We start from the raw sequence: 23,125 nt of genomic DNA, 5'->3' as shown, positions 1-23,125 counted from the left end.
ATCAGTGAATCAGGATCATCGCGCTGCCCATGGCGGCTGCGCATACTGCCTTGACCGTGGTCTCGGTCCGCCCTGCTTCACAACCATTACCACAAGCGGTCATGGTATTGATCAGATTGTTCAATTCTGCTTCCACGGTACTCAGATCTGGTGCATTCGACAGCTGCGAGTGGCTGCCGTCGTGCCAGTTCATTTCGTGGCCCAGTAGGCTTTCCATTAATGGATTAATCACCAGCGCCCGTTTGCTAGCGCTGTCGAAAGCCGTATTAGCGGAAGCATTAAAATCAAAGCCTGGGAAGTAACCACTGCGCTCATTGGAGTCTACCAAGGTGCTGCAGTACTTCACGGCAAGCTGGGTGATACCCATTTGTTGTGCAGCCAGGAATCCGGTGATATCACTGGATACAGGTAGCTGGCGCTTCACGGTTTCCCAGGTTTCCATCACATCCGGGTGGGCGCTGGAAATACCGGTGGCGCGTGACAGACTGGCATTGATCTGCTCGAAACGTCGTAGGCCGATACGTGGTTGGGCTTCCAGGTCCGCCGATTCCGGTGGGGCCGCAGGGGTGGGTTCCACTCGGGTAAAAGTGACATTGCCGATACGTTCGAAGGAGAGGAAAAACTCATCTTCCAGCGGGCCCTTATCGAGGGTAATGATGGTACCCAGCCTCGATAGCTGCTGGCCTTGCAGGGGCACGTAACTATCATCGATTTCGGTGGATAAGTTGGCCCAGGACTGACCCACTTCCGCCTCGCGACCATTAATACCGATACGCATGCCTTCGATAGCGATACCTTTCGGATCGACACTTTCGTCCAGGCTGATAAAGGTAGGTTCACTGAACAGGTAGGCGTAGTTGTCGAACTGCTGAACGGTAAACATTACATAGCTTTCGGCAATGCCGGTGTGCTCTTCAACTTTAAATAGCAGGAAGTATTTTTCTCCCACACCTACTTCATAGTTGGTGGCAATATCCTCGGCAGAGAGTGCGCGAGAGTGAATTGCCAGCATGCGGATAGAACCCTGCCAGCTATTTCCGTTGCTCACTTCACTACCAACCGCTAGGGCAAAGGTGTCATCCCAAGTGCTGAGTAGGCCCGCTTCGCTGGGGTCTATTTCTCCGGTATCGGCGCCGTTTACAAAGAGTTTACGGCCATTGATCGGGTCGTAGGTCGTGACCACATGTTGCAAGCTGGCTTGTACCAGTTGGTCGGCATCATCAGTCATTAGCGCTGGCATGCCGTCCGCATCAGTATTGTCACTGCGGTTCTGGAATGTGTAACTGTACTGCGCCTGGCCAAGGGTGAAGTTGCGAATATCGTCGCCGCCGGAATAGGTGATTAAACGCGCGGGACCTTCCTGGGTGACATTGGCCGGCGCGGCCCAAACCTCAATGGAGTATTCGCCGGTGGCTGTGAGGGTTTCGTATAACTTGCGACTCGTAGCCGTAGCGCCCTGGGCCTTACCCCCTTTCAGCTGTAAACCCCAGGACTCGATCCACTCCACATCGCCTGAAAGAGCTAAATCAATGGCTGGGTTTACCCCGGAGGTGTCATAGGCCGTGGTGCCGCTGCCGGTTTTGAATTCATACAGGGCGATCGCATTATTTTCTATGCGGCCTCCACTACTGGCGACGATGCCATCGGTGAGAAGCAGGGCTTTACTAAGAACCCAATCTGGATTGACCTCAGTAGTAGCAATACTGTCGGCAAAGGCCTGGATGGCAGCTGTCATCTCCGTTTCGTTATCTGAGCAATCATCCCAACAGTTGTGGAATTCACTACCCAGACGCACGGAGAAGCGTGAGTCCGCGGGGGTGTCCAGGTTCATTTTGCTTTTCGCCTCTTCGTAGGCGAGATCCAAATCGGAGCTGGCAAAATAAGGTTTTTGTGTGAGCGCGGCATCCTCACTGTGACAGTTGGCACAGTAGTTACGTAGTACCGGGTAAACGGTAGTACCGAAGTTACTACTGGAGACCGGGAAGCTCTTACTCGCACCCACATCGCGTTCAATAGGGGGAGTTAATGTGACGGTATTACTGAGGCCGCCGCTGGCTCGGGCCCACTCTTCAATATAATTGGTAATAATTTCAGCGCAGGCGTCGTCGCTGGAGAGCCAACAGTTGTGCCCACCACCTACTTTAGTGACCAGGCGAGATTCCTCTGGGAGGCTCAGATTTACTAATTCGCGACCAACATCGTAGGCTGCATTAATATCATCACCACGCACAAAATGGGGGCTCTGTGCGCCTTCTACGTGGCAGCTACCACAGCGATTTTGTTCGGCCAGGTTATCCCAGATATAGCGCTTGTACTGTTTGACATCCTCGGTTTCTGGTGCTGGCCCTGAATAGCTGGCACCATTATTGGATTGGTTGGTATTTGGCTGCTCTTCCGTATCCTGGCCACTGCCGCCACTACAAGCGGCAAGAAATGCGACTGTGCACAGGAAGGTGAATATCTGCAGGTTTTTAAAAGTTTTCATTGTTATTAATCCCCCGCGCAATAAACTGCAGTGTCGGCGTATACCTGCTTCAGTTTGTAACCGGAGCTGCTGAAGTTGTCCGTGATGGTTTCTATGCGTGCGCGATCACTGGCATCTTCGGGTTCACGTAAGCACACTTGGCGAAAAACTTTGGTGACTTGGCAGGTGGCGAAAGCACGACTATTAGCGAATTCTTCACCGAGAGACTTTGCCCCGTTACCGCTACCGGGCAGGGCGCTGCTCCACCCCAGGTGAAGGTTGGGCCCTTCACGCCAGTAGTTATCCCAGCGGTCGTCGGGTAGCTGATATCCATGGGGAAAATTTGCCGCATTAATATGGTTTTTGGCCTTCACGCGACTACCGGTTTCCGGGTCTGTATCTCCTGCGCCGTTGTAGTCGAGGGCTCCGTTATTACCTTCCGGATCATTGTCCGCATCGTAGACATAATCGTAATAAGCGAATGCTTGGGCCATAGGGTCCATGCCGCTATGACAGCTGACGCAGTTGTTCTGGAATACCCGGCTATCCCCACCTGGGCTGCGACTCACATCTTGGCGAATTCGATCCGGTGGCCGAGTGCTGTCTTGCACTTGTTCCATATCCCGGCACATGTGGTTGAGCAGAGTAAAACGGAACATAGCTCGGTTGGTGCCAGCACTAAAAAAGGCTTTTGCTGCGGCGCGACTGGTAATCACCCCAGCGGTGGCGCTGGCAGGGAGTCCATTGAGGGATGACTGACTCTGTTGGGTGAGATTTTCTTTCAGGGAATAACCACCAGCTTCCAGAGCTTCGTAGTGATCATTATTACTGGTGCTGTAGCCTGGCAACCCGGAAACATTCCCGGTATACAGAATATTTGCCGATAGCAATTGGCGAAAATCCATATCGTCCCGCACCATGCCGATAACGGTTGCACTGTAATCGTTCAATGGCGCAAACACATCCTGCTCTTCGTTAGTCCAGGGAGTGGCCAGATTTTTCAGGGTCACATTAAAGAAATCATCGTGTTGCATCGCTGTATAGGCAGCGCTGGCAGGATCGCCGTTGGCAATGTCCTCGGCCATATCCAGCAATACACTTTCAGAGGGAATGGTGCCGGTGATACGGCTGTGAATTTGCAGGGCCTGATCCTGTGGGGCAGCGAGAGCTGGAAGATTCCAAAGGCCGGCCCCAATTATTGCGCCTACCACTGTGAGCTGGATCTTATGCGCTCGGGACGAATTATTTTTCATTGGATTATTTTGTCGATGGGGTCAGTGGGGTATGTCAAGGCATACTAAAAGCGAATTTCGATAATGTCAGAATGACTTTTAATATTTGCGTCCCAGTTGGCAAACTTTTTGTGCGCAACTTGCGAGAATTACCCTCAGCGGTAATAACCGCGCACAGAATAATGAAGGGCCTTCAGCAAATATTACCGGCATATTGCTGGTGCCTATGCCGGGTGGATAAAAAATAATGAAATCTTTGCGTGCAGTGCCGCTACTGCTGTTGGTAGCTGCTTGTAGTGGCGGTGGTTCCTCAAGTGGTGGGGAGCAGGCGGAAGATCCGGTGGCAGTGGATTACCCTATTGCCTTCGTGCGTCGCCAGCTTATTAAGGATGATGAAGGTACCCTGGAGCCAGACAGCGTATACCAACCCCAGGATTTTTTCCCTGGAGCCGAGCTGGTCCTTAAGGATCGGGCTACAGCAAGTGCTGCAGAGACGGTAATTACCGCAGAAGTTTTTACCGGTGACTACGATGTTAAAGACCTGAATACCTCAGCAGATGGCCAGCGCCTGATATTCGCGATGCGCGCACCGGAATTGGAAGATGCTGATGACGATGAGCAACCTACCTGGAATATCTGGTTATATGATCTTGAAACCAAAGAACTGAAAAGAGTCATACAATCCGACCTTGTTGCAGAGGAAGGGCAGGATGTTGCCCCGGCTTTCTTGCCAGATGGACGTATAGTTTTTTCTTCTAGTCGCCAACGCCGAGCGCGTGCTTTGTTACTGGATGATAATAAGCCTCAATTTTCTGCTCTGACAGATGATCAGGATGCACCCGCTTTTGTATTACATGTGATGGAGGCGGATGGCAGTGATATTCGTCAGATCTCATTCAATCAAAGCCACGATCTCAATCCCACTGTACTGAATAATGGGCGTATCCTGTTTAATCGTTGGGATAATGCCGCCGGTGTAGATCGTTTAAGCCTGTATACCATCAAACCAGATGGTAGTGACCTGTCATTCCATTATGGTTACCACAGCCAGGAAACCGGCACCGAAAACTCTATTGCGACTTTCTCCAAACCGCGTGAAATGCCAGATGGACGTTTACTGGTAAACCTGCGTTCACCTGCGGGAGTAAGTTACGGCGGCGACCTAGTGGCTATCGATGGAATAAATTACAGCGAAGCTTACAGTGAGGCCGGCGGCGAGGGTGATCTGGTTGGTCAGCACTCTATCTCCTTTGCTGAAGTCACCACTGATGGGACACTCTCATACCATGGCACATTCTCTGCAGCGTGGCCTTTCTACGATGGCACTAGCAGGCTGCTCGTCTCCTGGAGTGAATGTCGTATTGTGGAGGAAGAAACGGAGCTACTGCGCCCTTGCCCGGAAACAATAGGGGAAGAAGAGGAGCCGGTTTTAGCTGATCCGCTTTTTGGCCTGTGGATCTATGATTACGAGGCCGGCACCCAATTGCCAATTATCGTCGCAGAAGAAGGCGAAATGATTTCTGAGGGTGTGGCCCTGGAGCCCCACACAGAGCCAACTTATATTCCCGATCCAATTCCTGGAATAGACGTAGATGGCGATCTAGTGCAGGAGTCAGTGGGTATTTTGGATGTCCGTAGTGTCTACGATTTTGATGGTGAGGATATAGCGGGAATAGAAACTCTCGCTGATCCTGCTATCACTACTGCCGATGAGCGCCCTGCGCGTTTCCTGCGTATCGTTAAAGCGGTGGCGATTCCAGACGATGATATTCTGGATTTTGATGGTTCGGCTTTTGGGCGCAACCGTCGACAGGGTATGCGCGAAATCCTGGGTTATACACCTATACAACCCGATGGTTCTGTACGAGTCAAAGTACCAGCTGATATTCCCTTCGCAATTTCAGTAGTGGATGCTGAGGGCAAGAGAATTTTTGAGCAGCACAATAACTGGCTGCAGTTGCGACCTGGCGAAGTACGTAGCTGTAATGGCTGTCACACTAGCGAGAGTGAAGTCGCGCATGGTCGCGCGGATATGCAGCTGGAATCTGCCTGGAAGGGAGCCCCGACTTCTGCAGCGCCCTTTGCCAATACCGAGCCCGCGTTGCAGGCAGAAATGGGTGAAACCATGGCGCAGTTATTGGCTCGGATTGTTGGAGAAGTTGGATTAAAAGGGGATATACACTTTTCTGATGTCTGGACCGATCCAGCAGTTCGCGCCAAAGATACTGATATATCCCTGACCTACGCCGATTTATTGACTGAAATCCCTGCGCCGCTGGTCTGTCTAGATAATTGGAATAGCAATTGTCGGAGTGTTATTCACTACGAACAGCATATCCAGCCAATCTGGGAGTTACCACGTCAGGTTGTGGATAACACCGGCACAGTGATTAGTGACAACACCTGTATAGCCTGCCACTCCCCAGTAGATGCCGCTGGCGCTACACGAGTCCCTGCTGCGCAACTGGATCTCACCGCCAGCGCATCCAGTGCAAACGATGCTTGGTTTACCTCTTATGCCGAGCTACTGGTTGACAGTCCGATATTGGATCTTGTCGGCGGAATTTTAACTCCGCGGATGCGACAGGAGACGGATAACCAGGGCAACCCGGTATTTGAAACCGATGAAGATGGAAATTTAATTCTCGATGCGAATGGTAATCCTATTCCGGTGATGGTTGTTGTAACCAGCTCTTCAGTTCTGGCTGAAAATGCGGCAGAAAGCACTTTTTTTCCAGTGTTCTCTCCCGGTGGTGCGCACGCGGGATTACTGCAGCCAGCTGAATTGCGCCTGATTGCTGAGTGGTTGGATATCGGCGCCCAGTACTATAACGATCCTTTTGCTGCGCCGGCTGATTGATCTATGTCCATTATCAAAAAATATGTTTTAACGACCCTACTGTTGGGAACCAACTTGCTCTCTGCTTTGGTATTTGCAGATGGTGCCAACGATACACAAGCCGTTGAGGGGGTAGACGTTGAAGTGCAAACAGCTTTGGAGAATTTACCAGAGGGACTCCCAGCAGAAGATGAAAAAGCGAACCCAATAAATCCCATTGTTATTGATGCTCAACCCGACATACCTGATGACGCTGAGCGGGTTACAGTGGGTAATGCATATATCAATATTTATCGAGGCCCCGGTCGTGGCTATCCAATTTTTCACGTAGCTGAATATGGCGAAAAAATCTGGTTGCTTAAGCGCCGTACCGATTGGGTAAAAGTGTTGGCACCGCGTAATAAAACCGGTTGGGTACGGATTTCGGATCTGCAGGAAATTTATGGCGAGGAAGGTGAGCTGGTGCGAGTTCCCCTACCAGATTTCAGGGACGTGGATGCAGGTTTCTTTTATCTGGGTTTCTCCTATGGCGATTTTGCCGGAGCCAACTCTTTGGGGACAACGCTCGGCTACCAATTTACCTCTAATTTAGCTACCGAATTGCGGGCTACTCAGGCAGTCGGCGAGTTTTCTGATAGCCAAGTGTATCAAATGGCAGTAGTACATCAGCCGTTCCCACACTGGCGAATGTCTCCTTATTTTCTACTTGGTGCTGGTCTGAATATCACATCGCCTAACGCAACTATTATCGCTACAGAAGATCGCCAGGATACAGTCATGCTGGCAGGCATAGGGATAAAAACCTATTTATCGCGCCGTTTTGCCCTTAAGGCGGAATACGCCAACCACTACCTGTTCACCTCGCGGGAAAATAATCAGGAGATAGTCGAGTGGAAACTTGGTTTCGACGTATATCTGTAGGCACTGCAACCCTATCCGCACTGTTTAGTGCCCAAGCCTGTGTTGCCCAGCAAGGTGAGGATATTATCGCAGATATTGTCGTTTCAGATTTGGAGCGTCGTGAGGTGCGTGATGCACTGATCGATAGTGAAAATATTGAGCTGGGTATTTTTGCCGGGGTTATTAATGTAGAAGACTTTGGCTCCAATGCACTTTATGGTACATCAGTTTCCTACCATGTTACTGAAGATTTATTTATGGAGGGCACCTATGCGCAAACTGAGCTAGGTGAGTCCAGCTTTGAGCGTTTAAGTGGTGCTGCTCCTCTATTGACCGATGAGCAAAGGGAGCTGAGCTATTACAACTTCTCTCTGGGCTGGAATATTTTTCAAGGAGAATATTTTATCTCGGATGACTGGGCATTCAATACTGATTTTTACTTGGTAAGTGGCGCCGGAAATACCTCTTTTGCAGATGAAGAGCATTTTACCTACAACTTCGGTGTCGGAGTGCGTTTGTTGGCCAATGATTGGTTGGCATTACGTTTTGATGTGCGTGATCACGTATTTGAACACGAATTATTTGGCGAAGCACAAACCACCCACAACCTGTCTAGCCAATTAGGATTTACTGTATTTTTCTAATTATTTTAAAAATAGTTGATAAGGATTTTTAATATGTTACGGCTCGTTGTCTCAATTGTATTACTTGTATCGTCGATAGGAATTAGTGCTTCCGAACCTTCTAGAGATTTCACTCTGGCTTCTAATCAAGGAGCAAACCTGCGCCTGGCGGAACAGCGTGGTGAAGTGATTATGCTGAATTTCTGGGCATCCTGGTGTGGGCCCTGTCGGCAAGAAATGCCTTTACTGGATCAGTTACACGAGCGTTACTCCGCAGCTGGTTTTCAGGTTTGGGGGGTAAATGTGGATGCACATCGATCTGATGCTGAGAAATTATTGGGGAAAATACCGGTGGATTTCCCCATCTTGTTTGATAGCACCAGTGAGGTGAGCAAAATGTACGGTATTGATGCTATGCCGAGCACCGTTTTTATAGACAGAGATGGCAATGTCCGTCATATCCATAAAGGCTATCGTGACGGTGATGAGGCAGCCTATAAAAAGATTATCAAGGAATTAATCCGAGAGTAATAGTTATGTTGCGCTACTTGTTGCCGCTGTTGTCGGTATCGCTATTCAGTGGCTGCACAGTAACGCCCTGGATTGCTCCTTACGAACGTCAATATCTGGCGGACCCAATTATGAGTTTTGAAAGAGATCCGGTTGCCGCTAGTTATATGAACCATGTCTATGAAGCTCGTGAAGCGGCCAGGGGAGCCGAAGGTGGTAGTGGAGGCGGATGTGGTTGTAACTAAATTGTTGCGCTATTGCCTCGCTTTAGGGGTAGTTTTTCCGGTCTTTGTTTCTGCTGCTGTGTTACCTGAGGAGCGGGCCGATAATATGTATCATGCGTATAGTGGTGGAGGCGTAACCATTGATGGCCCCTCGGTATTGATTCGCAAGAATATTGGTAGCAATGTTTCCTTCTCTGCAAATTACTATGTGGATATGATTTCCGGAGCCTCTATTGATGTGGAAGCAACTGCCAGTAAATATTCTGAACAGCGAGATCAATACTCTCTCGGTGCAGACTATTTGGTAGATAAAACAACCATTAGTGTGGGTTATACCAATAGTTCGGAAAATGACTATGAGGCAGAGACAGTTGCTTTTGGTATCAGCCAGGGATTTTTCGGTGACCTTAGTACCGTTGATCTACGTGTCAGCTATGGTAGCGACGATGTATATCGTAATGGCGACGATAATTTTGCTGATGAAGCGGAACATCGCCGCTACGCGTTCAGCTGGAACCAGATACTTACTCAAAAGTTGATTGCTGAGTTGAGTGTCGAGACGGTCTCCGATGAGGGATTTCTCAACAATCCCTACCGTAGCGTACGCTACTTGGACCCTGCATCTGGTACAGGTTTTAGTTACCAGGCTGAGCTTTACCCAAGAACACGCAACAGTGATGCCGTGTCTATTCGGGCTAAATATCGGTTGCCCTACCGCGCATCAATAAAAGGTGAGTATCGTCGCTATGCGGATAGTTGGGGGATAAATGCGGATAATATTGAATTTCGTTATACCCATCCCTTGGAAGAGCAAGATGAGTGGATTCTTGAAGGTAAGATCCGCTATTACCAACAATCCAGCGCAGATTTTTACAGCGACTTATTTCCTTATCTGAATGCCACTAATTTCCGCGCGCGAGATAAGGAAATGAGTAATTTCACCACCTTGGCCTTTGGTTTGGGGATTTCCTATGAGTTGCCACAACGCTGGTCGCTATTCAGCCAAAAGAACAGTATTAGTTTCTACTGGGATCATATTCTTTTTGACTATGAAGACTTCCTAGACGTAACGGTGCATGATGATGGCAGTGCCATAACACCTGGAAGCGAGCCAGCCTATAGTTTCTCTGCAAATGTAATCCGCCTTTTCTGGACGGTGCGAATTTGATAATCCCTTTCTTTCAATTGGATATCGATTGTCGAAACTCAGAACTCCTCTCAATAGGGAAGCATACTTCCCATTGAGAGGAGTGGTTGAAATTGAAAGCTAGAGAGGATTAATTCTCATCATCTCGATCAATATCATAATCCTTTATTACTTTGGCAACTCGTATCCGGTAGTGATCAAACAGCTTGTCTCTGCCCAGTTGTTGAGCATTCCGATGCTGGAACTGGCACTTCCAGGATCGTACGGCTTGCTCGTCCCGCCAAAAAGATAGCGAAAGAAGGTTATCTGGGTTGGTGAGGCTCTCGAACCTCTCCACAGAGATAAACCCATCAATCTGTTCGAGGAACTCTCTCAGTTGCCGTGCTTTGGAAAAGTAGACCTCTTTGCTATCCTTTTTAGGTTTAACTTCAAAGATTACTGCAATCAAGGCTCTAGCCTCCCTTCAAGCGTCTATAAGTAGAAGGGACAGCGGTGAGGAATGAGCGCTTTTCCTCCAGAATAAATTGATGCCTTTGGGCAAATAAAAAATTGTGATGGCCATCTTCCGATGATTTTAGTCGTGCTCTATATTGCTCGTAACTCGCCAGACTATCGAAACTGATCAGTCCAACGGCACGATTATTTGTGCCTTCATGGGGTAGAAAATAGCCTAAGAGTTCGCCTCCGCACTCAGGGATAATTTGTCCCCAATTCTCTGCATACTCTTTGAATTCATCCAGTTGATGGGGGTTTATACGATACTCGATAAAGCAGGTAATCATCATAGGTTTTGCCTCTGTTTGGAATAAGTTGCATTCTATGGCTCGGCATTTTCTATGCTTCGATCTACAACGAACTATCTGGTGTGTGTATGGAGCCTGATATCTCCCTGGTGGCGGGTCTGATTGGTGATAAGACTCGCTCGAGAATGCTAATGGCACTGATGAGTGGCAAAGCCCTGACGGCAACCGAGTTGGCCTGTGAGGCTGATATTAGTGCTCAGACAGCGAGTACGCATTTATCCAAGCTCACCGAGGGTGGTTTACTGGTGGTGCGCAAACAGGGGCGCCATAAGTATTTTCAGTTGCGCGATCATGAGGTGGCGGAAATACTGGAGAAGCTGCTCAATATAAGTAGTACGCAGACGCAAAGAAGCGTTGGTACTGGCCCTGCAAATCCGGACCTGAGAAAAGCTCGAATTTGTTACGATCACCTGGCCGGGAGCCTCGGTGTTGCCCTATATGACTCTTTAATGGCAGAAGGTGTCATCATCGAAGAGTCTCAGAGTGCGGAATTGACCGAAACAGGGAGGGGATTTTTCTCAAATCTAGGTGTTGATATTGAGGGGTTGAAAAATGCTCGGCGTCCATTGTGCAAGTCTTGTCTAGACTGGAGTGAGAGACGCAACCATATGGCAGGCAGTCTGGGTCAATGGATATTAGAGGATGCGCTTAGCAAAAACTGGGCGCGGAGAAGATTGGACTCTCGCGTGATTGATTTCTCAAACGCCGGTCTTAAGAAATTCCTGCATAACTATCGAGTATTATTTGAAATTTAAGATTTGAAATTTGGTGACGGGCGGTAAATGGGTGTATTACCCGCCTATTTATATAGGAATTTTATATTGCTTGAATAACTGCTCTTTTAGTTAGTGGTTCATTTATTTTTGAAACTATTTTTCTGTTGGTGGTGACTTGTAGCGTGTAGGCAATCCAAATTAACGTGTAGGTTATTCCTGTGACTAGAAGAGTTCCCAAAAAGATAGCCTTTATTGGTTCCAGCTCCATCTATGGCCGAGGTGATACGGAGCTGGGAGGCTTTGTTCAAAGGTTTCGTTTCCGTTTCGAACCTTTGAATCCCAAAAACTTAGTCTACGCATTGGGAATATTTGGTGAAAGTGTTGTATCGCTTACTCAGCGCGTTTCAGCGGAACTCTCTGTGAGAAGGCCTCATTTAATAGGGCTCTACCCCGGCTATAATGATATTTGCCGTATTGGTGGGGAAGAGTCAAAGAATACGGTAGCTTTGGATTTTTTTCGCCAAGCGATGTTAGAGCTACTGCAAGCATCCAGTAAAATGGCCCCCAGCTTTGTCATGACCGGCATCCCCTTTGATGAGCGGCAAACAACGCCCTATCGTGATAGTGATAGCTATTTCTTTCAAAAAGATGCACAGCTGTATAGCCAAGTGGTGAGAGAGGTGGCCTTGAGTGAGGGCACCCCCGTTCTAGATTTTGAAAGTTTATGGGGCTCACTGGAGATTATTCCACTGCTTTCTGAAGATGGGCTCCATGCAAACCCCGTTGGGCATCAATTACTTTGTGAGCAGACCTGGGATTTTATTTCGAAAAATTATTTTTAGGCTATCTGCTTTGAATGGATGTGATTTATGACCTTATTAATCGTTTATATTTGATCGATATTTTATTTTTGTTGCGAAATTTTCGCTACCGTCTAAGAATGTTGAGGAATTTTGATAAAGGGAAGTGTGAGGCGGAAAGATGGGAAACAATAACATCACCAGTAATTTGGAATCTTTGAAGGCTCTGTCTGAGGCAAGTCGATGTGCTGAGGAGTATATATCCAAAATACGCGAACGAAGAGTTAGTCCATCATCATTGGAGTTGGCTGAGTTGGCAAGATTAAACTCTTTCCTGCCCCGCAAAGGGCAGGATGCGCAACAGGTGATTGCAGACCTCCATCATTACGCATCTCCCGCCACTGTGGCGAGTACCGGTGGTCGCTTTTTCGGTTTGGTGGTCGGAGGTTCTACTCCGGCGGCAATGGGGGCCTCTATTTTAAATGCGGCCTGGGACCAGGTAGCAGTACTCGAATCATCGGCACCATCGGCAATTTACTTGGAGCGCATTGCCGCTCAGTGGCTGTTGCAATTATTAGAGTTGCCGGAAGAAAGTAGTGTTGGATTTACCACTGGTTCCTCTATGGCGAACATGGTTTGTCTGGCTGCGGCGCGGAACCGTCAATATGAGAAACTGGATATTGATCTGGCTAAAAAGGGACTCGCCGGAGTACCGCCGCTGAGGATTATTGTATCTGAAGAATCCCATGTCACAGTGCATAAAGCCTTGTCGATTCTCGGAGTTGGTACAGACCAATTGGTGAAAGCTCCCTGTGACCAGCAGGGTCGGGTACTTGTGGATTCTTTCCCCGAATTAGATGAAACCACCATCGTGTGTTTGCAGGCAGGCAACGTAAATTCCGGTCATTTCGATCCTTTTGAAGAAATTATCCCGAGGGCGAAGGCGGCTGGAGCCTGGGTACATGTGGATGGCGCTTTTGGCTTGTGGGCGGCGGCTTCACCTAGGCTGCGACACTTGACCGCGGGTGTGGCGTTGGCGGACTCCTGGGCTGTTGATGGGCACAAATGGCTGAATACACCCTACGATTGTGGTGTTGCTATCTGTCGCGAGGCCCAGGCAGTGCACCATGTTATGACTACACAGGCGCCTTATTTACAGGCTAATGTCCAGATACCACCGAAAGATATGGTGCCTGAGTTTTCCCGCCGCGCCCGGGGCGTTGAGGTCTGGGCGGCGATTCAGGAGATGGGCTGTGAAGGTGTAGCTAATTTGGTGGAGCGGTGCTGCGATTTTGCCCGTCAGTTTGCTGATGGCCTGGCCAATTTAGGCTTTGAGATTCTCAATGAAGTGGTGCTGAATCAGGTGGTCGCCAGTATCAATGACGAACCCGCGTTGCAGCAGATTGTTGGTATTGTGCAGGAGGAGGGCGTGTGCTGGTTCGGTACGACCGTGTGGCAGGGGAGAATGGCGTTACGTCTCAGCATCTCTTCTTGGGCTACCACGGCGGAGGATATTACTTTGTCATTGAATTCTATCCGCCGGGCGATGGAACAGGTGCTTGAGGCTAAGGAATAAATTCGGCTTATAACCTGGCAGTTCCTGTGTACAAGGCCTGGCCCTGTCGCAATACGCGATGGCAATACTTATTAAGCCTCGGTAAGCTGCTTATCTAATGGATTCAGAACTCCATTGCTGAATGCGGTCTATTCTTCTGGTTGGCCCACAGATTTTAATTGGGCAGAACGGGGTAAATGGACACAGGGAGCAAATGAGCGATTATCCTCGGGCCTTGGAAGTTACCTTCGACTCAGTGCGTAATGTCGGCCTGGCTGCAGCCTTGCTGGGGGCTGCTGCGGTGATTATTCAGGCTCCCTCCCTTGCTTTTAATCTCACCTGGCTGGCCTATACCGAAGCGGCGCTACTGGCGGGGTTATCTGCTCTATTACAGGTGTTAAATCTTGGCGCTTGGTTCCTATCCATGCGTCACCTGGGGTACAACCGGTTTTGGCTTATTCTGGCTGGTGGTCTCTTTATGATTTTATTGATGCACTTTTATGTGGCTGTCGCCTCGACCAGCCTCAAAGGGCTGACATTGAATTCGATAAAATAATGGTTTTTCTGATTACGCTGTCTTCTTAAACAATCAGTACGGGCCAGGGAGGCCCTGTCGTGATTATGGCATTCTGGATCGTCCTTATACTTCTGCTGATTTTCATCTGGTTGCTGGGAATCGCGTTTTTCAGCCCTAATCTGAACCGCAACGAATTATCTCGTTTTTCCTACAACCAGTTGGCTTTTACCGATGGTTTCTCGGTGAACTACCGAGAAGTAGGCAGGGAGGGGCGCCCACTGCTTTTATGTTTTCACGGTGGTGGTGACTCCTTGGGGGGCTGGGGTGAGTGGGCAAAAGTTTTGGCTAGGGATTACCATCTAATACTGGTGGATCTTCCTGGCCATGGTCTCACAGATCCATTGCCGGGGGGAACTTATACCCCGAAGCACCTGGCAGATTTTATCGCGCGATTTATTGAGACAATGGGATTGCAGAGGTTTGTTCTAGTTGGTCACTCCTTTGGAGGCAATGCGGTACTGCGCTACTTGATTGAACATCCGGATGCTGCTGAAGCCGCAATCCTGATTGCACCGGGCGGTTATCAATGTGACAAGGGGTTGAAAATGCCTCCCGTAATGGCGCGTTTCGTACTCAGTTACTGGGGGCGACGCTTTGTTTCTCACCTGGGTAGCCGTGGGCTGCTGAGAAAAATGTTAAGGGCCCGTTTTTTCTACAATCCAAATGCGCTGCCGGAAAAAATGGTAGAGCGTATTTACCTGCTCTCTCGCTATAAGAAAAATCGTGGCACGGCTATTAATCTTGTCGCTAATGCCACAGTTAATTTTCAGCCGCTTTTAGGACTTGAAAATATCCAGACTCCAGTTTTATTTCTCTGGGGAGCAGAAGATCGAATTATTCCTCTGGAGGTAGGCGAATATTTTTCTCATCAAATACCGAATAGTAAGTTGATCGCCTACGAAAAAGTCGGACATATGACGCATGTGGAACACGCGAAGGGCAGTGTTCGCGATGCAAAGAAATTTCTTAAAAATCTGCAACTGCAATAAATAAAGGCCGCAGAGCGGCCAGGTTTGGGGGGATAAAATTAAGGCCGGTTGGCAGTAATACTATTTGACCAGATCATAGTCGCCCAGCTCGGGCACGGCTTGATGTACTTGTGTTTCCAGTTGGTCGATGGACTGCAGAGAGACGCAAAGTTGCTCGGCAGTTTGCTCAATCTGTTCTGAACGTTGTTCCAGTAACTGTTCTGCCTGTTCAGTAGCGCGCTCCTCTATACTCTGTCCGCCAGTGAAGGCGGCTTTGAGAGCGTGCCAGGCGATAGTACCTGCGGCATCCTTGGCCAGGCGTTCGATACGGGGTTCAAACTCTTTGGAGATTGTCTCATCTATAAAGTTGCCAATCTCAGTATCGCCGAGATAGTAAATTTCCCCCTCACGATTGAGGCGATCCTCGGTACGCTGGATTAAATCCGCAGAGAATTGTTTAAGCTCCTGGTTCTCTGGGTGATCCGGGCCCGCGAGGGCACTGATAGCGATAGACAATCCGTCCATGGCGATATCTACGGCTTCCAGTGTAACCAAAAGGGTGTCGCGGCCGGCGATGTGTAGTTTTTGGCGATACTCTTGCAACAATTGTTGTTGTTGGGCATCCAGAGTTATCTGGCTTCCATTTACCAGTAGCTGTGCCGGTGAATGGAAGTACACCAACTGTTGCTTATCCCCATCCTCGTGCACTTCGAAGAAGTCGGGCCCCACTTTTACTGTGTAGTCGAGAGTTGACTCACAGTTGTCGGTATCGATATGAATGGACCCGTGTGCCATTGCCTGTCCTGCTCCACCCAAACCAATCAGTGTTGAAATCGCAAGTGGTTTCCACATAGTTGAATCTCTGTTTTTGTGCCTTTCCCTTTCAGACGAGACGGGAAGTGCAAATGGATGCAGAAGGTAAGAAAAATTTTTTAGCCTGTTTTTTGTACAGATTGGGGTTGCTCTAAATGCTACCCTTGGCCGCAATCCAGATGTGGTCAGGGTACCGCTGGGTATTGGCTTTTAATAATTAAAAATTGGGGGACGGCAAATGTCATTCAGTAGGCATTTGATGGCTCTGTGCCTGGTGCTATTAAGCACAGTAGCTCGAGCCGAGGGTATCGCCGAGTATACGGCGGATATGCGTAAATACAGTGGGTATCACAATTTCTACTGGGATGAGGATAGCGGCCGAGTGCTGTTGCAGATCGATACGTTTGAGCGTGAACTGCTGCTTCTCACCGGCCTGGCTCAGGGGCTGGGGTCCAACCCAGTGGGCTTGGACCGCAACCAGGTGGGTGAGAGCCGTTTGGTGAAGTTCCAGCGTGTAGGCAACAAGGTACTCTTGCACCAGGTAAACGCTCACTACCGCGCTGAGTCTGAAAATCTGGCAGAGCGCCGTGCGGTAGAAGAGGCTTTTGCCTCTTCAGTGCTCTGGGGATTTGAAGTTTTAGCACAAAATGATGGTGCTACATTGGTGGACTTCACCCCCTTTTTGCTTAGTGATCAGCACGGTATTGGGGCTCGCCTGAAACAGGCGGAGCAGGGCAGTTATTCTGTGGATAAATCCAAGTCCGCGATCTTTTTACCGCGCACTAAGAATTTCCCCAAGAACAGCGAGTTTGAGGCTCAGCTGACCTTTTCCGGTAGCAAACCCGGTAAATATTTGCGCGAGGTGGTGCCAACCCCGACTCTGGTTTCCCTACGCCAGCATATCTCCTTAATCGAACTTCCCGATCGAGAGTACCAGCCGCGAGTGTTCCACAGTCGCAGCGGTTATTTTCCTTTCACTTTCCGCGATTACGCCTCGGCAATCGACCAACCTCTGGATCAGCGTTTTATCTACCGGCACCGTCTAGAGAAAAAACCGGGTAGTGATGAAGTGGTTGAGCCAATTGTCTACTACGTGGATTCAGGTGTACCAGAACCGGTACGCAGTGCGTTGGTAGAGGGGGCCAGCTGGTGGAACCAGGCTTTTACCGCAGCCGGTTATAAGGATGCCTTCCGTGTGGAAATCCTGCCGGAAAACGCGGACCCCCTAGATGTGCGCTACAACGTGATCAACTGGGTGCACCGTTCCACGCGTGGCTGGTCTTATGGTTACTCCGTGTTTGACCCCCGTACCGGCGAAATCTTAAAGGGTAATGTTACTCTTGGTTCCCTGCGTGTGCGTCAGGACTTCCTGATCGCCCAGGGGTTGCTACAACCATATTCCGACGAATCTGCTGATACTGCGGCCTTAAAGGCTATGGCGCTGGCTCGTATTCGCCAGCTATCAGCCCACGAAGTGGGCCACACACTGGGCCTTGCCCATAATTTTGCCGCGAGTGCAGCGGAGCGCGCTTCGGTAATGGATTATCCGGCGCCGCTGGTTTCTTTATTGGGCACGGAGTTGGATTTCTCCAAGGCTTATGCCACTGGTATCGGCGCTTGGGATAAGCTGGCAATTCGCTATGGCTACGGTAATGGCGAGGAGGAGCAATCCTATCTGGATAGGATCATTGCCGAGGCAGGGGAACAAAAACTGCGTTTTATCTCCGATCCAGATTCCCGCGTGATCAACAATGCTCATGCTTCTTCTCACTTGTGGGATAACGGCAGAGACCCCCTGGAGGAATTCAGCCGTCTGACAGAGTTGCGCCGCCACGCCCTGGAGAATTTTTCCCGTGCGGCAAATCCTAAATCTGCACCCCGTTCCGACCTGGAGGAGACACTGGTACCGGTTTATTACGGGCATCGCTATCAGGCGGAAGCGGTGGGTAAGTTGATCGGTGGGTTGGATTACGATTACTTATATAACGGTGCTGAGCAGAATAGCTACACACTCGTGCCCGCAGAACGTCAGCAGCAAGCCATAGATACGCTAGTGGGAACCTTATCACCAGAATTTCTGGTCTTGCCGGAACAGGTTCTTCAGCTGATTCCCCCTAAGTCTTATGGTTATGAACGGACCAGGGAGAGTTTTCCCTCCCATACCGGCGTAGCGTTTGATGCAGTGGCCTTGGCCGAGGCCGCAGCGGGTCATACCCTGTCGATTCTATTGGACACGCAGCGGGCGGCGCGTATGGATCAGCAAAACGCGCGCAGTAGTGAGATTCCTGCTTTCGACAGCTTATTGGAGCGGCTCACTACGTTAGCTTTGCATGATGCACCGTATTCGGGTTTGCAGGCGGCGATTCACCAGCGCGCCAATCATGTATATATCCAGCATCTAATGCTGCTCGCCAGTGACCGCACTGCTGCAGAATCGGTAAGGGCTAAGGCGCAGTTGCAGCTGGCCAAATTCCAAGTGGCACTTGGGCAGAAAAAGTTATTTGGTGAAGATACGCAGGGATACAACGCACATTATTATTTCCAGGCTAAGCGTATTGAGTCATTCATGCGCGGCGAACTGGAAGTCAGGGCCGAGGATATCAAGGCGATGCCGCCGGGATCACCAATTTGAGTCCTGCCTAGATATTGTTAAACATTGAGCTTGGGGTTTTAATTAATTCACCCGGTAAATTTCCGGGTGAATTCCCAGGCAGGATCAACTGCGAATAAACTGGGATTTTTTTATCCAGTGAATACCGCGATACTTTCTTGTGGATGCGGAATTACGCTTTGCCCAAAAGAAGTTGCGATTGAATTGGAATTCCACTTCATAACCCTCAGCCAGGGCCGCCAGCGGCATCGCCTGCCAGCTGGCCTGACGTCGCTTGCTGGTGGCTTCTAGCAGATATTCTTGGTTGTCCACTATAGCTACCACCCAGGCGTGCCCCTGGCCTTTATGTGTACCCAATGCCACTCGTGCATCCACACCAAGTTCAATCAACCAGTCGGCCAGTAAGATTGCATGGTCTTCACAGTCACCGCGTTTTTGAAAATAAGCTTGGCGGGATGTCTGCCATATATCGGAAAGGCCAGCGTACTGCAGGTGGTCGTACTGATACTCCTTCTGCATTGCCAGAGTATATAGCGGTACCCAAAGTTCCCGGGTTTGGAAGGGCTTAAAGCCTACCAGATAGCTATTGGCAAAATGATGCTGTTTATCCAAACCGCGCGCTGAAGCCGTGACGGCCTCTAACCCCTGCCAGTTCCAAATAGAAACATGGGCGCTCTCCTCCAGGGAGCGTTTGGCTACCACTTGTTGGATGGTTTTCTCGGATAGTGGATAACTGGTACCCGTGACTCTCACGACCCCGTTCTGGCGATCCATTATGGAAGTATAGGTAGAACTATAGGCTCTACTTGCGGATGTAAGGGGCTGGCCTGCTGGAGTACGCGCGCTTGGATTGTGTACGGTATTGCGGAAAATCTCCGGTAGCATTAACAACGTAGAGAAAATGAACAACGGGGCTATCCATCGGCTCACAGCTCTATCCTTTTAAGCCAAAAGAAATGATGATGGCAACAAAAATCAAAATTGTGGAGGCAAAGATGGAGACCGCAATATTGCCGTTTTTCAGCTCGCCCTCAATATCCACTGTGCGCAGTAATTTTTTATCAATGGTTATTAAGGCAACGATTCCAACAAAAAGGGCTAATATGGTGTAAAGCAGGTTGATGCCGAGATTAAATAGCGTTGCGGTGATGAATTCCAGTTGCATGTCTTTATTTCAGTAAGTTGAATTTAAGTTTAATTTTTCAGGAAGATAAAAAAATTTTATACAGATTGTAGCATCTTTCATCTTATTACTCCGCCTTGTTGTACATGTATAATTGCAATATCTTATTTTTTTCATTGCATGGTGTTAACAATGCGTTTTGTTTCAGTCTTGGGTCTGATCGCCTCTCTTCTTTTAGTGTCTGCATGTGGTGAGCGAGTGGAAGTACCGCCTGCGCATGTGGGAAAAGTATTAACTGAGAGTGGCTATAAGCCCGAAGTGGTACCGCCTTCTAAATTTCGCCTGGATATGTGTATGTTTTACTGTGACAGGTTGGTCACAATGACAATTGCAGATTTTGGTCATCTGGAAAAATTCAAGGTCTTTATGCCCAAAGACCAGCTTAATATGAGCTTTGATATTCGCATGACTGGTGCCATCAGCAATGATGCCATTGATAGTGTCTTCGACCGTATTCCTCCAGAGAATAATAATATTTCGGTAAATCGTGTCTATGGAACTTATGCTCAGCCGGTAATTCGGGATGTAGTGCGCCGTGTGGTAGCTAAATATTCCATCAATGAGATTGCTTCCAGTAGAGAGTCCCTCAGTCACGAGTTGTTTAGTGAGGTTTCTAAAGCCCTCAAAGGTACACCCATTGAGGTTAAGCGCCTGGGTCTGGCCGATATCCAGTTCCCCAAGGTCATCACGCAGGCAAAGGAGCGCGCAGCTGAGCGACGTGAGCTGATAGAGCAGGAAAAAGCACAATTTCAAATTCAAAAAATACAAATGGAGCGCGATCTGGAGCGGGAAAAGATGAATCGTGCTATTGCCCGTGAAAAGGCGATTGGCCAAAAAGAAGTCAATGACTTGTTGGCCAAGTCAGTAACTGATAAATACTTAGCCTATAGGACTCTGGAAGTCCTCGATAAAATGGCTGAGTCGAATAACAAGGTTTTCCTCCCCGTAGAAGCTCTGGGGACTATAGGTATGCAGCATGCAGTGCTAAATGATCAGGTAAAACGGGTGGCAGGTAAATAAGAAATAGTAACAAGAGGCTGAAAGCAATTTCAGTCTCTTTCATATTTCAGTCACTGGATAATATCTGCTACCTAATATTTTCTTTATTTTTGTGCTCTTTCTTTTTGTTGGGCACGATTTAATAATAATTAAATTTTCAGTCTTTATTAATGGGCCTTTTCACACTGAAGATATCGCCCAGGGAAAGCAAATAAGCTTGTGGATCCAAGGCATCGTCAAGCGTATAAGGCTCAGAAAGTGACTGGTGACGCGTGGTAATAAATAGATACCCTAACTCGGGAAGAGTTATTCATGGGGCTGCAGGTTGATCTGCTTGCAGCATAAGGAAATTGCAGTTATTACCTGAAACCAAGGTTGATAGATAAGAGCTGGGAGATCAAAGCTCTCCTGCCTTCCGGCTTTGTAATGAATATTATAATTTAAATACTTGGCCAGGATATTTATTCACTGTGAATAACTGGTGCCTGAGGGGGAGCAAGTCGCTCCCCCAAACAGGAAAGGCCTGCTAAGGATTACATGGAGCCAGTACAACCGTTGGCTGCCAGGTAATCAAAGGCGGCTTTGGCCTGGACCAAACCATAGCCATAAGCATTATCTCGGCCCGAATCACCCAAATCCTCTGCAGTAGCCTGCAGGGCAGTGCGGATTTCTGAATTACTGCAGTTCGGGTAATGGCTCCAAACTAAAGCAGCAACGCCAGCAACATGTGGGGTCGCCATGGATGTACCGTTAAAGTAGGCATAATCGTTAGCTTCGGTTTCGATAGTCGCACTGGCACCCAGTTGAGTTAACAAGGCGCTGCCATCGGTATCGGAGATACCCACGGAAGGAATATGGGTCTCCACGCCACCATGGGTGCCATAAAGCATTCCGGGCACATTGTTGTAAATGATCGCTCCAACACCGCCACCGGCTTCACAATTCAGGACTTTTTCAGCAAAGCTGATATTGCCGCGTTGAATCAGGCAGATTTTTCCTGCTGCGCTGACGCAAGCAGATTCAGCCGTTCCGCAATCTTCCAGGGCTCCAGTGATAACGCCAGTGGGGGTACCTGCCATTGCTGCGGCTTCGACTGCAGTGCCGGCTACTTCCAAAGTGGCTGCCTGGCCACTGCCAGTGGGAATAGAGGAAAGTACCTGAACTCCAGGGCCTGCGAGTTCAACCTGATTGGTTTGCTGGGAAAAACCAGCGATGTTTTTATTGCTATCGATCGCTGCTACGGAGACAACGGAGTTGTAAGAAGCCGGGTAGCTATGACGGGTGTTGCCATCATTACCTGCGGCGGCAACAGAGAGAATGCCACGCTTGTTGAGGTTATCGAAGCCGCGTCTCTCAAAGAAGTTTGCCCTGTCGCCACCGAGGCTCATATTAATCACGTTTGCACCATTGGCTGCACACTCTTCAGCAGCGGCAATCAACGATGAAGAGTAGGCCCATCCGTCTGCACCAAAGACTTTGACGATGTGCAAATTGATATTGCTGTTTGGCATTACCCCTACAACACCGGTGTCGTTGTTCATAGCGGCGATAGTGCCAGCTACATGGGTGCCGTGGCTATTTTGGTCTTCATACCAGTTGCCGGCACCATCTGGGTCGCTGCTACCAGTAACCGCGTTACCTGACAGGTCTTCGTGTCCCAGGTCGTAACCGGAGTCAATGATACATACGGTGCGGTTGCCGGCCTGCAGGTCGCTGAGTTGGTCTGCCTGTACCATAGGAATACCATAAGGCATCTCCTGGGACAGGGGATAACGCTTGAGGTCCTCTTCTATAAAGGCAACGTTTGGGTTCCTGCGCAGTGCCATCAGTGCCTTTGCCGGAAGGTGTGCGGCCATGGCGTTGTGGTTGCGAATTTCAAGGGCTCTTTGCCCTCCATTTTGTTGTACCAGAGACCTGACGGCCTCCCCCTTGCCTTCCTTGAATGTGACGATATAGCGCTTGTCTTCGGCGCTGGCTGATATTGCGAAACTAAAAGCCAGGGCACCGCTGGCAAATATCGAAAGGGCCTTTTTCATGAGTTACTCCTTAACAGATATTATTTTATTTTTGGAGAGGAAAAATCCTTGCGAGAAGTAAATCCCGCCCTCCCCGACATGAAAAATAACAACCTTTTGGTTTTTGAGAAATAAAAAACGACCTT

The 23,125-nt window shown here is 49.0% G+C and carries 21 protein-coding genes; 13 read left to right on the top strand and 8 right to left on the bottom strand.

The window, feature by feature from the left end; genetic code table 11:
* Window position 1: 1 nt before the first annotated feature.
* Window positions 2–2,485, bottom strand: coding sequence for a LamG domain-containing protein (locus FIU95_RS18950; protein ID WP_152455523.1), 2,484 nt, complete (start codon window positions 2,483–2,485; stop codon window positions 2–4).
* Between the two features lie 5 nt (window positions 2,486–2,490).
* Window positions 2,491–3,717: a hypothetical protein gene (locus FIU95_RS18945; RefSeq protein WP_172975460.1), complete on the bottom strand. Its 1,227-nt coding sequence runs from the start codon at window positions 3,715–3,717 to the stop codon at window positions 2,491–2,493.
* A gap of 226 nt (window positions 3,718–3,943) precedes the next feature.
* On the opposite strand from FIU95_RS18945, the gene FIU95_RS18940 reads away from it, so the two are divergent.
* The 6 genes from FIU95_RS18940 to FIU95_RS18915 are packed head-to-tail and all read left to right on the top strand — an operon-like array spanning window position 3,944 to window position 9,960.
* Window positions 3,944–6,556, top strand: coding sequence for a PD40 domain-containing protein (locus tag FIU95_RS18940; protein ID WP_152455521.1), 2,613 nt, complete (start codon window positions 3,944–3,946; stop codon window positions 6,554–6,556).
* 3 nt (window positions 6,557–6,559) lie between these two features.
* On the top strand, window positions 6,560–7,456 hold the full coding sequence (locus tag FIU95_RS18935; protein ID WP_152455519.1) for an outer membrane beta-barrel protein: 897 nt from the start codon (window positions 6,560–6,562) through the stop codon (window positions 7,454–7,456).
* On the top strand, window positions 7,426–8,079 hold the full coding sequence (locus tag FIU95_RS18930) for an outer membrane beta-barrel domain-containing protein (RefSeq protein ID WP_152455517.1): 654 nt from the start codon (window positions 7,426–7,428) through the stop codon (window positions 8,077–8,079). Before FIU95_RS18935 ends, FIU95_RS18930 begins: the two co-directional genes overlap by 31 nt.
* Window positions 8,080–8,112: 33 nt before the next feature.
* Complete coding sequence (locus FIU95_RS18925) at window positions 8,113–8,589, top strand: TlpA disulfide reductase family protein (RefSeq protein WP_152455515.1); 477 nt, start codon at window positions 8,113–8,115, stop codon at window positions 8,587–8,589.
* A gap of 5 nt (window positions 8,590–8,594) precedes the next feature.
* A complete protein-coding gene (locus FIU95_RS18920; protein ID WP_152455513.1) occupies window positions 8,595–8,813 on the top strand; it encodes a DUF4266 domain-containing protein in 219 nt (72 codons plus the stop codon).
* Window positions 8,800–9,960 carry a DUF3570 domain-containing protein gene (locus FIU95_RS18915; RefSeq protein WP_216646284.1) on the top strand — a complete coding sequence of 387 codons (1,161 nt, stop codon included), beginning with the start codon at window positions 8,800–8,802 and terminating at the stop codon, window positions 9,958–9,960. The genes FIU95_RS18920 and FIU95_RS18915 overlap by 14 nt, the downstream gene beginning before the upstream one ends.
* Before the next feature lie 109 nt (window positions 9,961–10,069).
* Here FIU95_RS18915 and FIU95_RS18910 read toward each other — a convergent pair whose 3' ends face one another.
* Both FIU95_RS18910 and FIU95_RS18905 read right to left on the bottom strand, forming a co-directional pair.
* Window positions 10,070–10,387 (bottom strand): antibiotic biosynthesis monooxygenase, encoded by a 318-nt coding sequence (locus tag FIU95_RS18910; protein ID WP_152455509.1) that lies wholly within the window; start codon window positions 10,385–10,387, stop codon window positions 10,070–10,072.
* Window positions 10,388–10,391: 4 nt separating this feature from the next.
* Window positions 10,392–10,724 (bottom strand): NIPSNAP family protein, encoded by a 333-nt coding sequence (locus tag FIU95_RS18905; RefSeq protein ID WP_152455508.1) that lies wholly within the window; start codon window positions 10,722–10,724, stop codon window positions 10,392–10,394.
* A gap of 86 nt (window positions 10,725–10,810) precedes the next feature.
* Between FIU95_RS18905 and FIU95_RS18900 the strand changes: the two genes are divergently transcribed.
* The 5 genes from FIU95_RS18900 to FIU95_RS18880 all read left to right on the top strand — a co-directional run bounded on the left by FIU95_RS18900 (window position 10,811) and on the right by FIU95_RS18880 (window position 15,379).
* On the top strand, window positions 10,811–11,497 hold the full coding sequence (locus tag FIU95_RS18900) for a helix-turn-helix transcriptional regulator (protein WP_152455506.1): 687 nt from the start codon (window positions 10,811–10,813) through the stop codon (window positions 11,495–11,497).
* A gap of 179 nt (window positions 11,498–11,676) precedes the next feature.
* On the top strand, window positions 11,677–12,300 hold the full coding sequence (locus tag FIU95_RS18895; RefSeq protein WP_172975459.1) for a GDSL-type esterase/lipase family protein: 624 nt from the start codon (window positions 11,677–11,679) through the stop codon (window positions 12,298–12,300).
* Window positions 12,301–12,439: 139 nt separating this feature from the next.
* Window positions 12,440–13,834, top strand: a complete 1,395-nt coding sequence (locus FIU95_RS18890) for an aminotransferase class V-fold PLP-dependent enzyme (RefSeq protein WP_152455502.1) — start codon at window positions 12,440–12,442, stop codon at window positions 13,832–13,834.
* A 193-nt stretch (window positions 13,835–14,027) separates the two neighbouring features.
* Window positions 14,028–14,369, top strand: a complete 342-nt coding sequence (locus FIU95_RS18885; protein ID WP_152455500.1) for a hypothetical protein — start codon at window positions 14,028–14,030, stop codon at window positions 14,367–14,369.
* A 65-nt stretch (window positions 14,370–14,434) separates the two neighbouring features.
* Window positions 14,435–15,379, top strand: a complete 945-nt coding sequence (locus FIU95_RS18880; RefSeq protein ID WP_253869145.1) for an alpha/beta fold hydrolase — start codon at window positions 14,435–14,437, stop codon at window positions 15,377–15,379.
* Between the two features lie 60 nt (window positions 15,380–15,439).
* Here the strand turns inward: FIU95_RS18880 and FIU95_RS18875 are convergent, their stop codons facing one another.
* Window positions 15,440–16,210, bottom strand: coding sequence for a DUF2884 family protein (locus FIU95_RS18875; RefSeq protein WP_152455496.1), 771 nt, complete (start codon window positions 16,208–16,210; stop codon window positions 15,440–15,442).
* 199 nt (window positions 16,211–16,409) lie between these two features.
* Here FIU95_RS18875 and FIU95_RS18870 point away from each other — a divergent pair, with 199 nt between their 5' ends.
* The gene (locus FIU95_RS18870; protein ID WP_253868743.1) at window positions 16,410–18,803 is read left to right on the top strand and encodes a zinc-dependent metalloprotease; all 2,394 of its coding nucleotides are present in this window, start codon (window positions 16,410–16,412) and stop codon (window positions 18,801–18,803) included.
* Window positions 18,804–18,887: 84 nt separating this feature from the next.
* On the opposite strand, the gene FIU95_RS18865 is transcribed toward FIU95_RS18870, so the two are convergent.
* Together FIU95_RS18865 and FIU95_RS18860 are read right to left on the bottom strand one after the other, a co-directional pair.
* Window positions 18,888–19,712, bottom strand: coding sequence for a transglutaminase domain-containing protein (locus FIU95_RS18865; protein WP_152455494.1), 825 nt, complete (start codon window positions 19,710–19,712; stop codon window positions 18,888–18,890).
* A gap of 4 nt (window positions 19,713–19,716) precedes the next feature.
* Window positions 19,717–19,947 (bottom strand): DUF350 domain-containing protein, encoded by a 231-nt coding sequence (locus FIU95_RS18860; protein WP_152455492.1) that lies wholly within the window; start codon window positions 19,945–19,947, stop codon window positions 19,717–19,719.
* A gap of 150 nt (window positions 19,948–20,097) precedes the next feature.
* Here FIU95_RS18860 and FIU95_RS18855 point away from each other — a divergent pair, with 150 nt between their 5' ends.
* Entirely contained in the window at window positions 20,098–20,985 is an 888-nt protein-coding gene (locus FIU95_RS18855) for an SPFH domain-containing protein (protein ID WP_152455490.1), read from the top strand.
* A gap of 512 nt (window positions 20,986–21,497) precedes the next feature.
* On the opposite strand, the gene FIU95_RS18850 is transcribed toward FIU95_RS18855, so the two are convergent.
* Window positions 21,498–23,000 carry a S8 family serine peptidase gene (locus FIU95_RS18850; RefSeq protein ID WP_152455488.1) on the bottom strand — a complete coding sequence of 501 codons (1,503 nt, stop codon included), beginning with the start codon at window positions 22,998–23,000 and terminating at the stop codon, window positions 21,498–21,500.
* Window positions 23,001–23,125 lie beyond the last annotated feature (125 nt).

It is taken from the genome of Microbulbifer sp. THAF38, from assembly GCF_009363535.1.
GTDB lineage: Bacteria > Pseudomonadota > Gammaproteobacteria > Pseudomonadales > Cellvibrionaceae > Microbulbifer.
This window is presented reverse-complemented; position numbering and strand designations above follow the sequence as displayed.

Coding starts and splice junctions, on each gene's coding strand:
- FIU95_RS18860 (WP_152455492.1), bottom strand. CDS start 19,947: ATGCAACTGGAATTCATCACCGCAACGCTATTTAATCTCGGCATCAAC.
- FIU95_RS18855 (WP_152455490.1), top strand. CDS start 20,098: ATGCGTTTTGTTTCAGTCTTGGGTCTGATCGCCTCTCTTCTTTTAGTG.
- FIU95_RS18905 (WP_152455508.1), bottom strand. CDS start 10,724: ATGATGATTACCTGCTTTATCGAGTATCGTATAAACCCCCATCAACTG.
- FIU95_RS18945 (WP_172975460.1), bottom strand. CDS start 3,717: ATGAAAAATAATTCGTCCCGAGCGCATAAGATCCAGCTCACAGTGGTA.
- FIU95_RS18870 (WP_253868743.1), top strand. CDS start 16,410: ATGTCATTCAGTAGGCATTTGATGGCTCTGTGCCTGGTGCTATTAAGC.
- FIU95_RS18935 (WP_152455519.1), top strand. CDS start 6,560: ATGTCCATTATCAAAAAATATGTTTTAACGACCCTACTGTTGGGAACC.
- FIU95_RS18925 (WP_152455515.1), top strand. CDS start 8,113: ATGTTACGGCTCGTTGTCTCAATTGTATTACTTGTATCGTCGATAGGA.
- FIU95_RS18850 (WP_152455488.1), bottom strand. CDS start 23,000: ATGAAAAAGGCCCTTTCGATATTTGCCAGCGGTGCCCTGGCTTTTAGT.
- FIU95_RS18940 (WP_152455521.1), top strand. CDS start 3,944: ATGAAATCTTTGCGTGCAGTGCCGCTACTGCTGTTGGTAGCTGCTTGT.
- FIU95_RS18900 (WP_152455506.1), top strand. CDS start 10,811: ATGGAGCCTGATATCTCCCTGGTGGCGGGTCTGATTGGTGATAAGACT.
- FIU95_RS18885 (WP_152455500.1), top strand. CDS start 14,028: ATGAGCGATTATCCTCGGGCCTTGGAAGTTACCTTCGACTCAGTGCGT.
- FIU95_RS18950 (WP_152455523.1), bottom strand. CDS start 2,485: ATGAAAACTTTTAAAAACCTGCAGATATTCACCTTCCTGTGCACAGTC.
- FIU95_RS18920 (WP_152455513.1), top strand. CDS start 8,595: ATGTTGCGCTACTTGTTGCCGCTGTTGTCGGTATCGCTATTCAGTGGC.
- FIU95_RS18880 (WP_253869145.1), top strand. CDS start 14,435: ATGGCATTCTGGATCGTCCTTATACTTCTGCTGATTTTCATCTGGTTG.
- FIU95_RS18890 (WP_152455502.1), top strand. CDS start 12,440: ATGGGAAACAATAACATCACCAGTAATTTGGAATCTTTGAAGGCTCTG.
- FIU95_RS18875 (WP_152455496.1), bottom strand. CDS start 16,210: ATGTGGAAACCACTTGCGATTTCAACACTGATTGGTTTGGGTGGAGCA.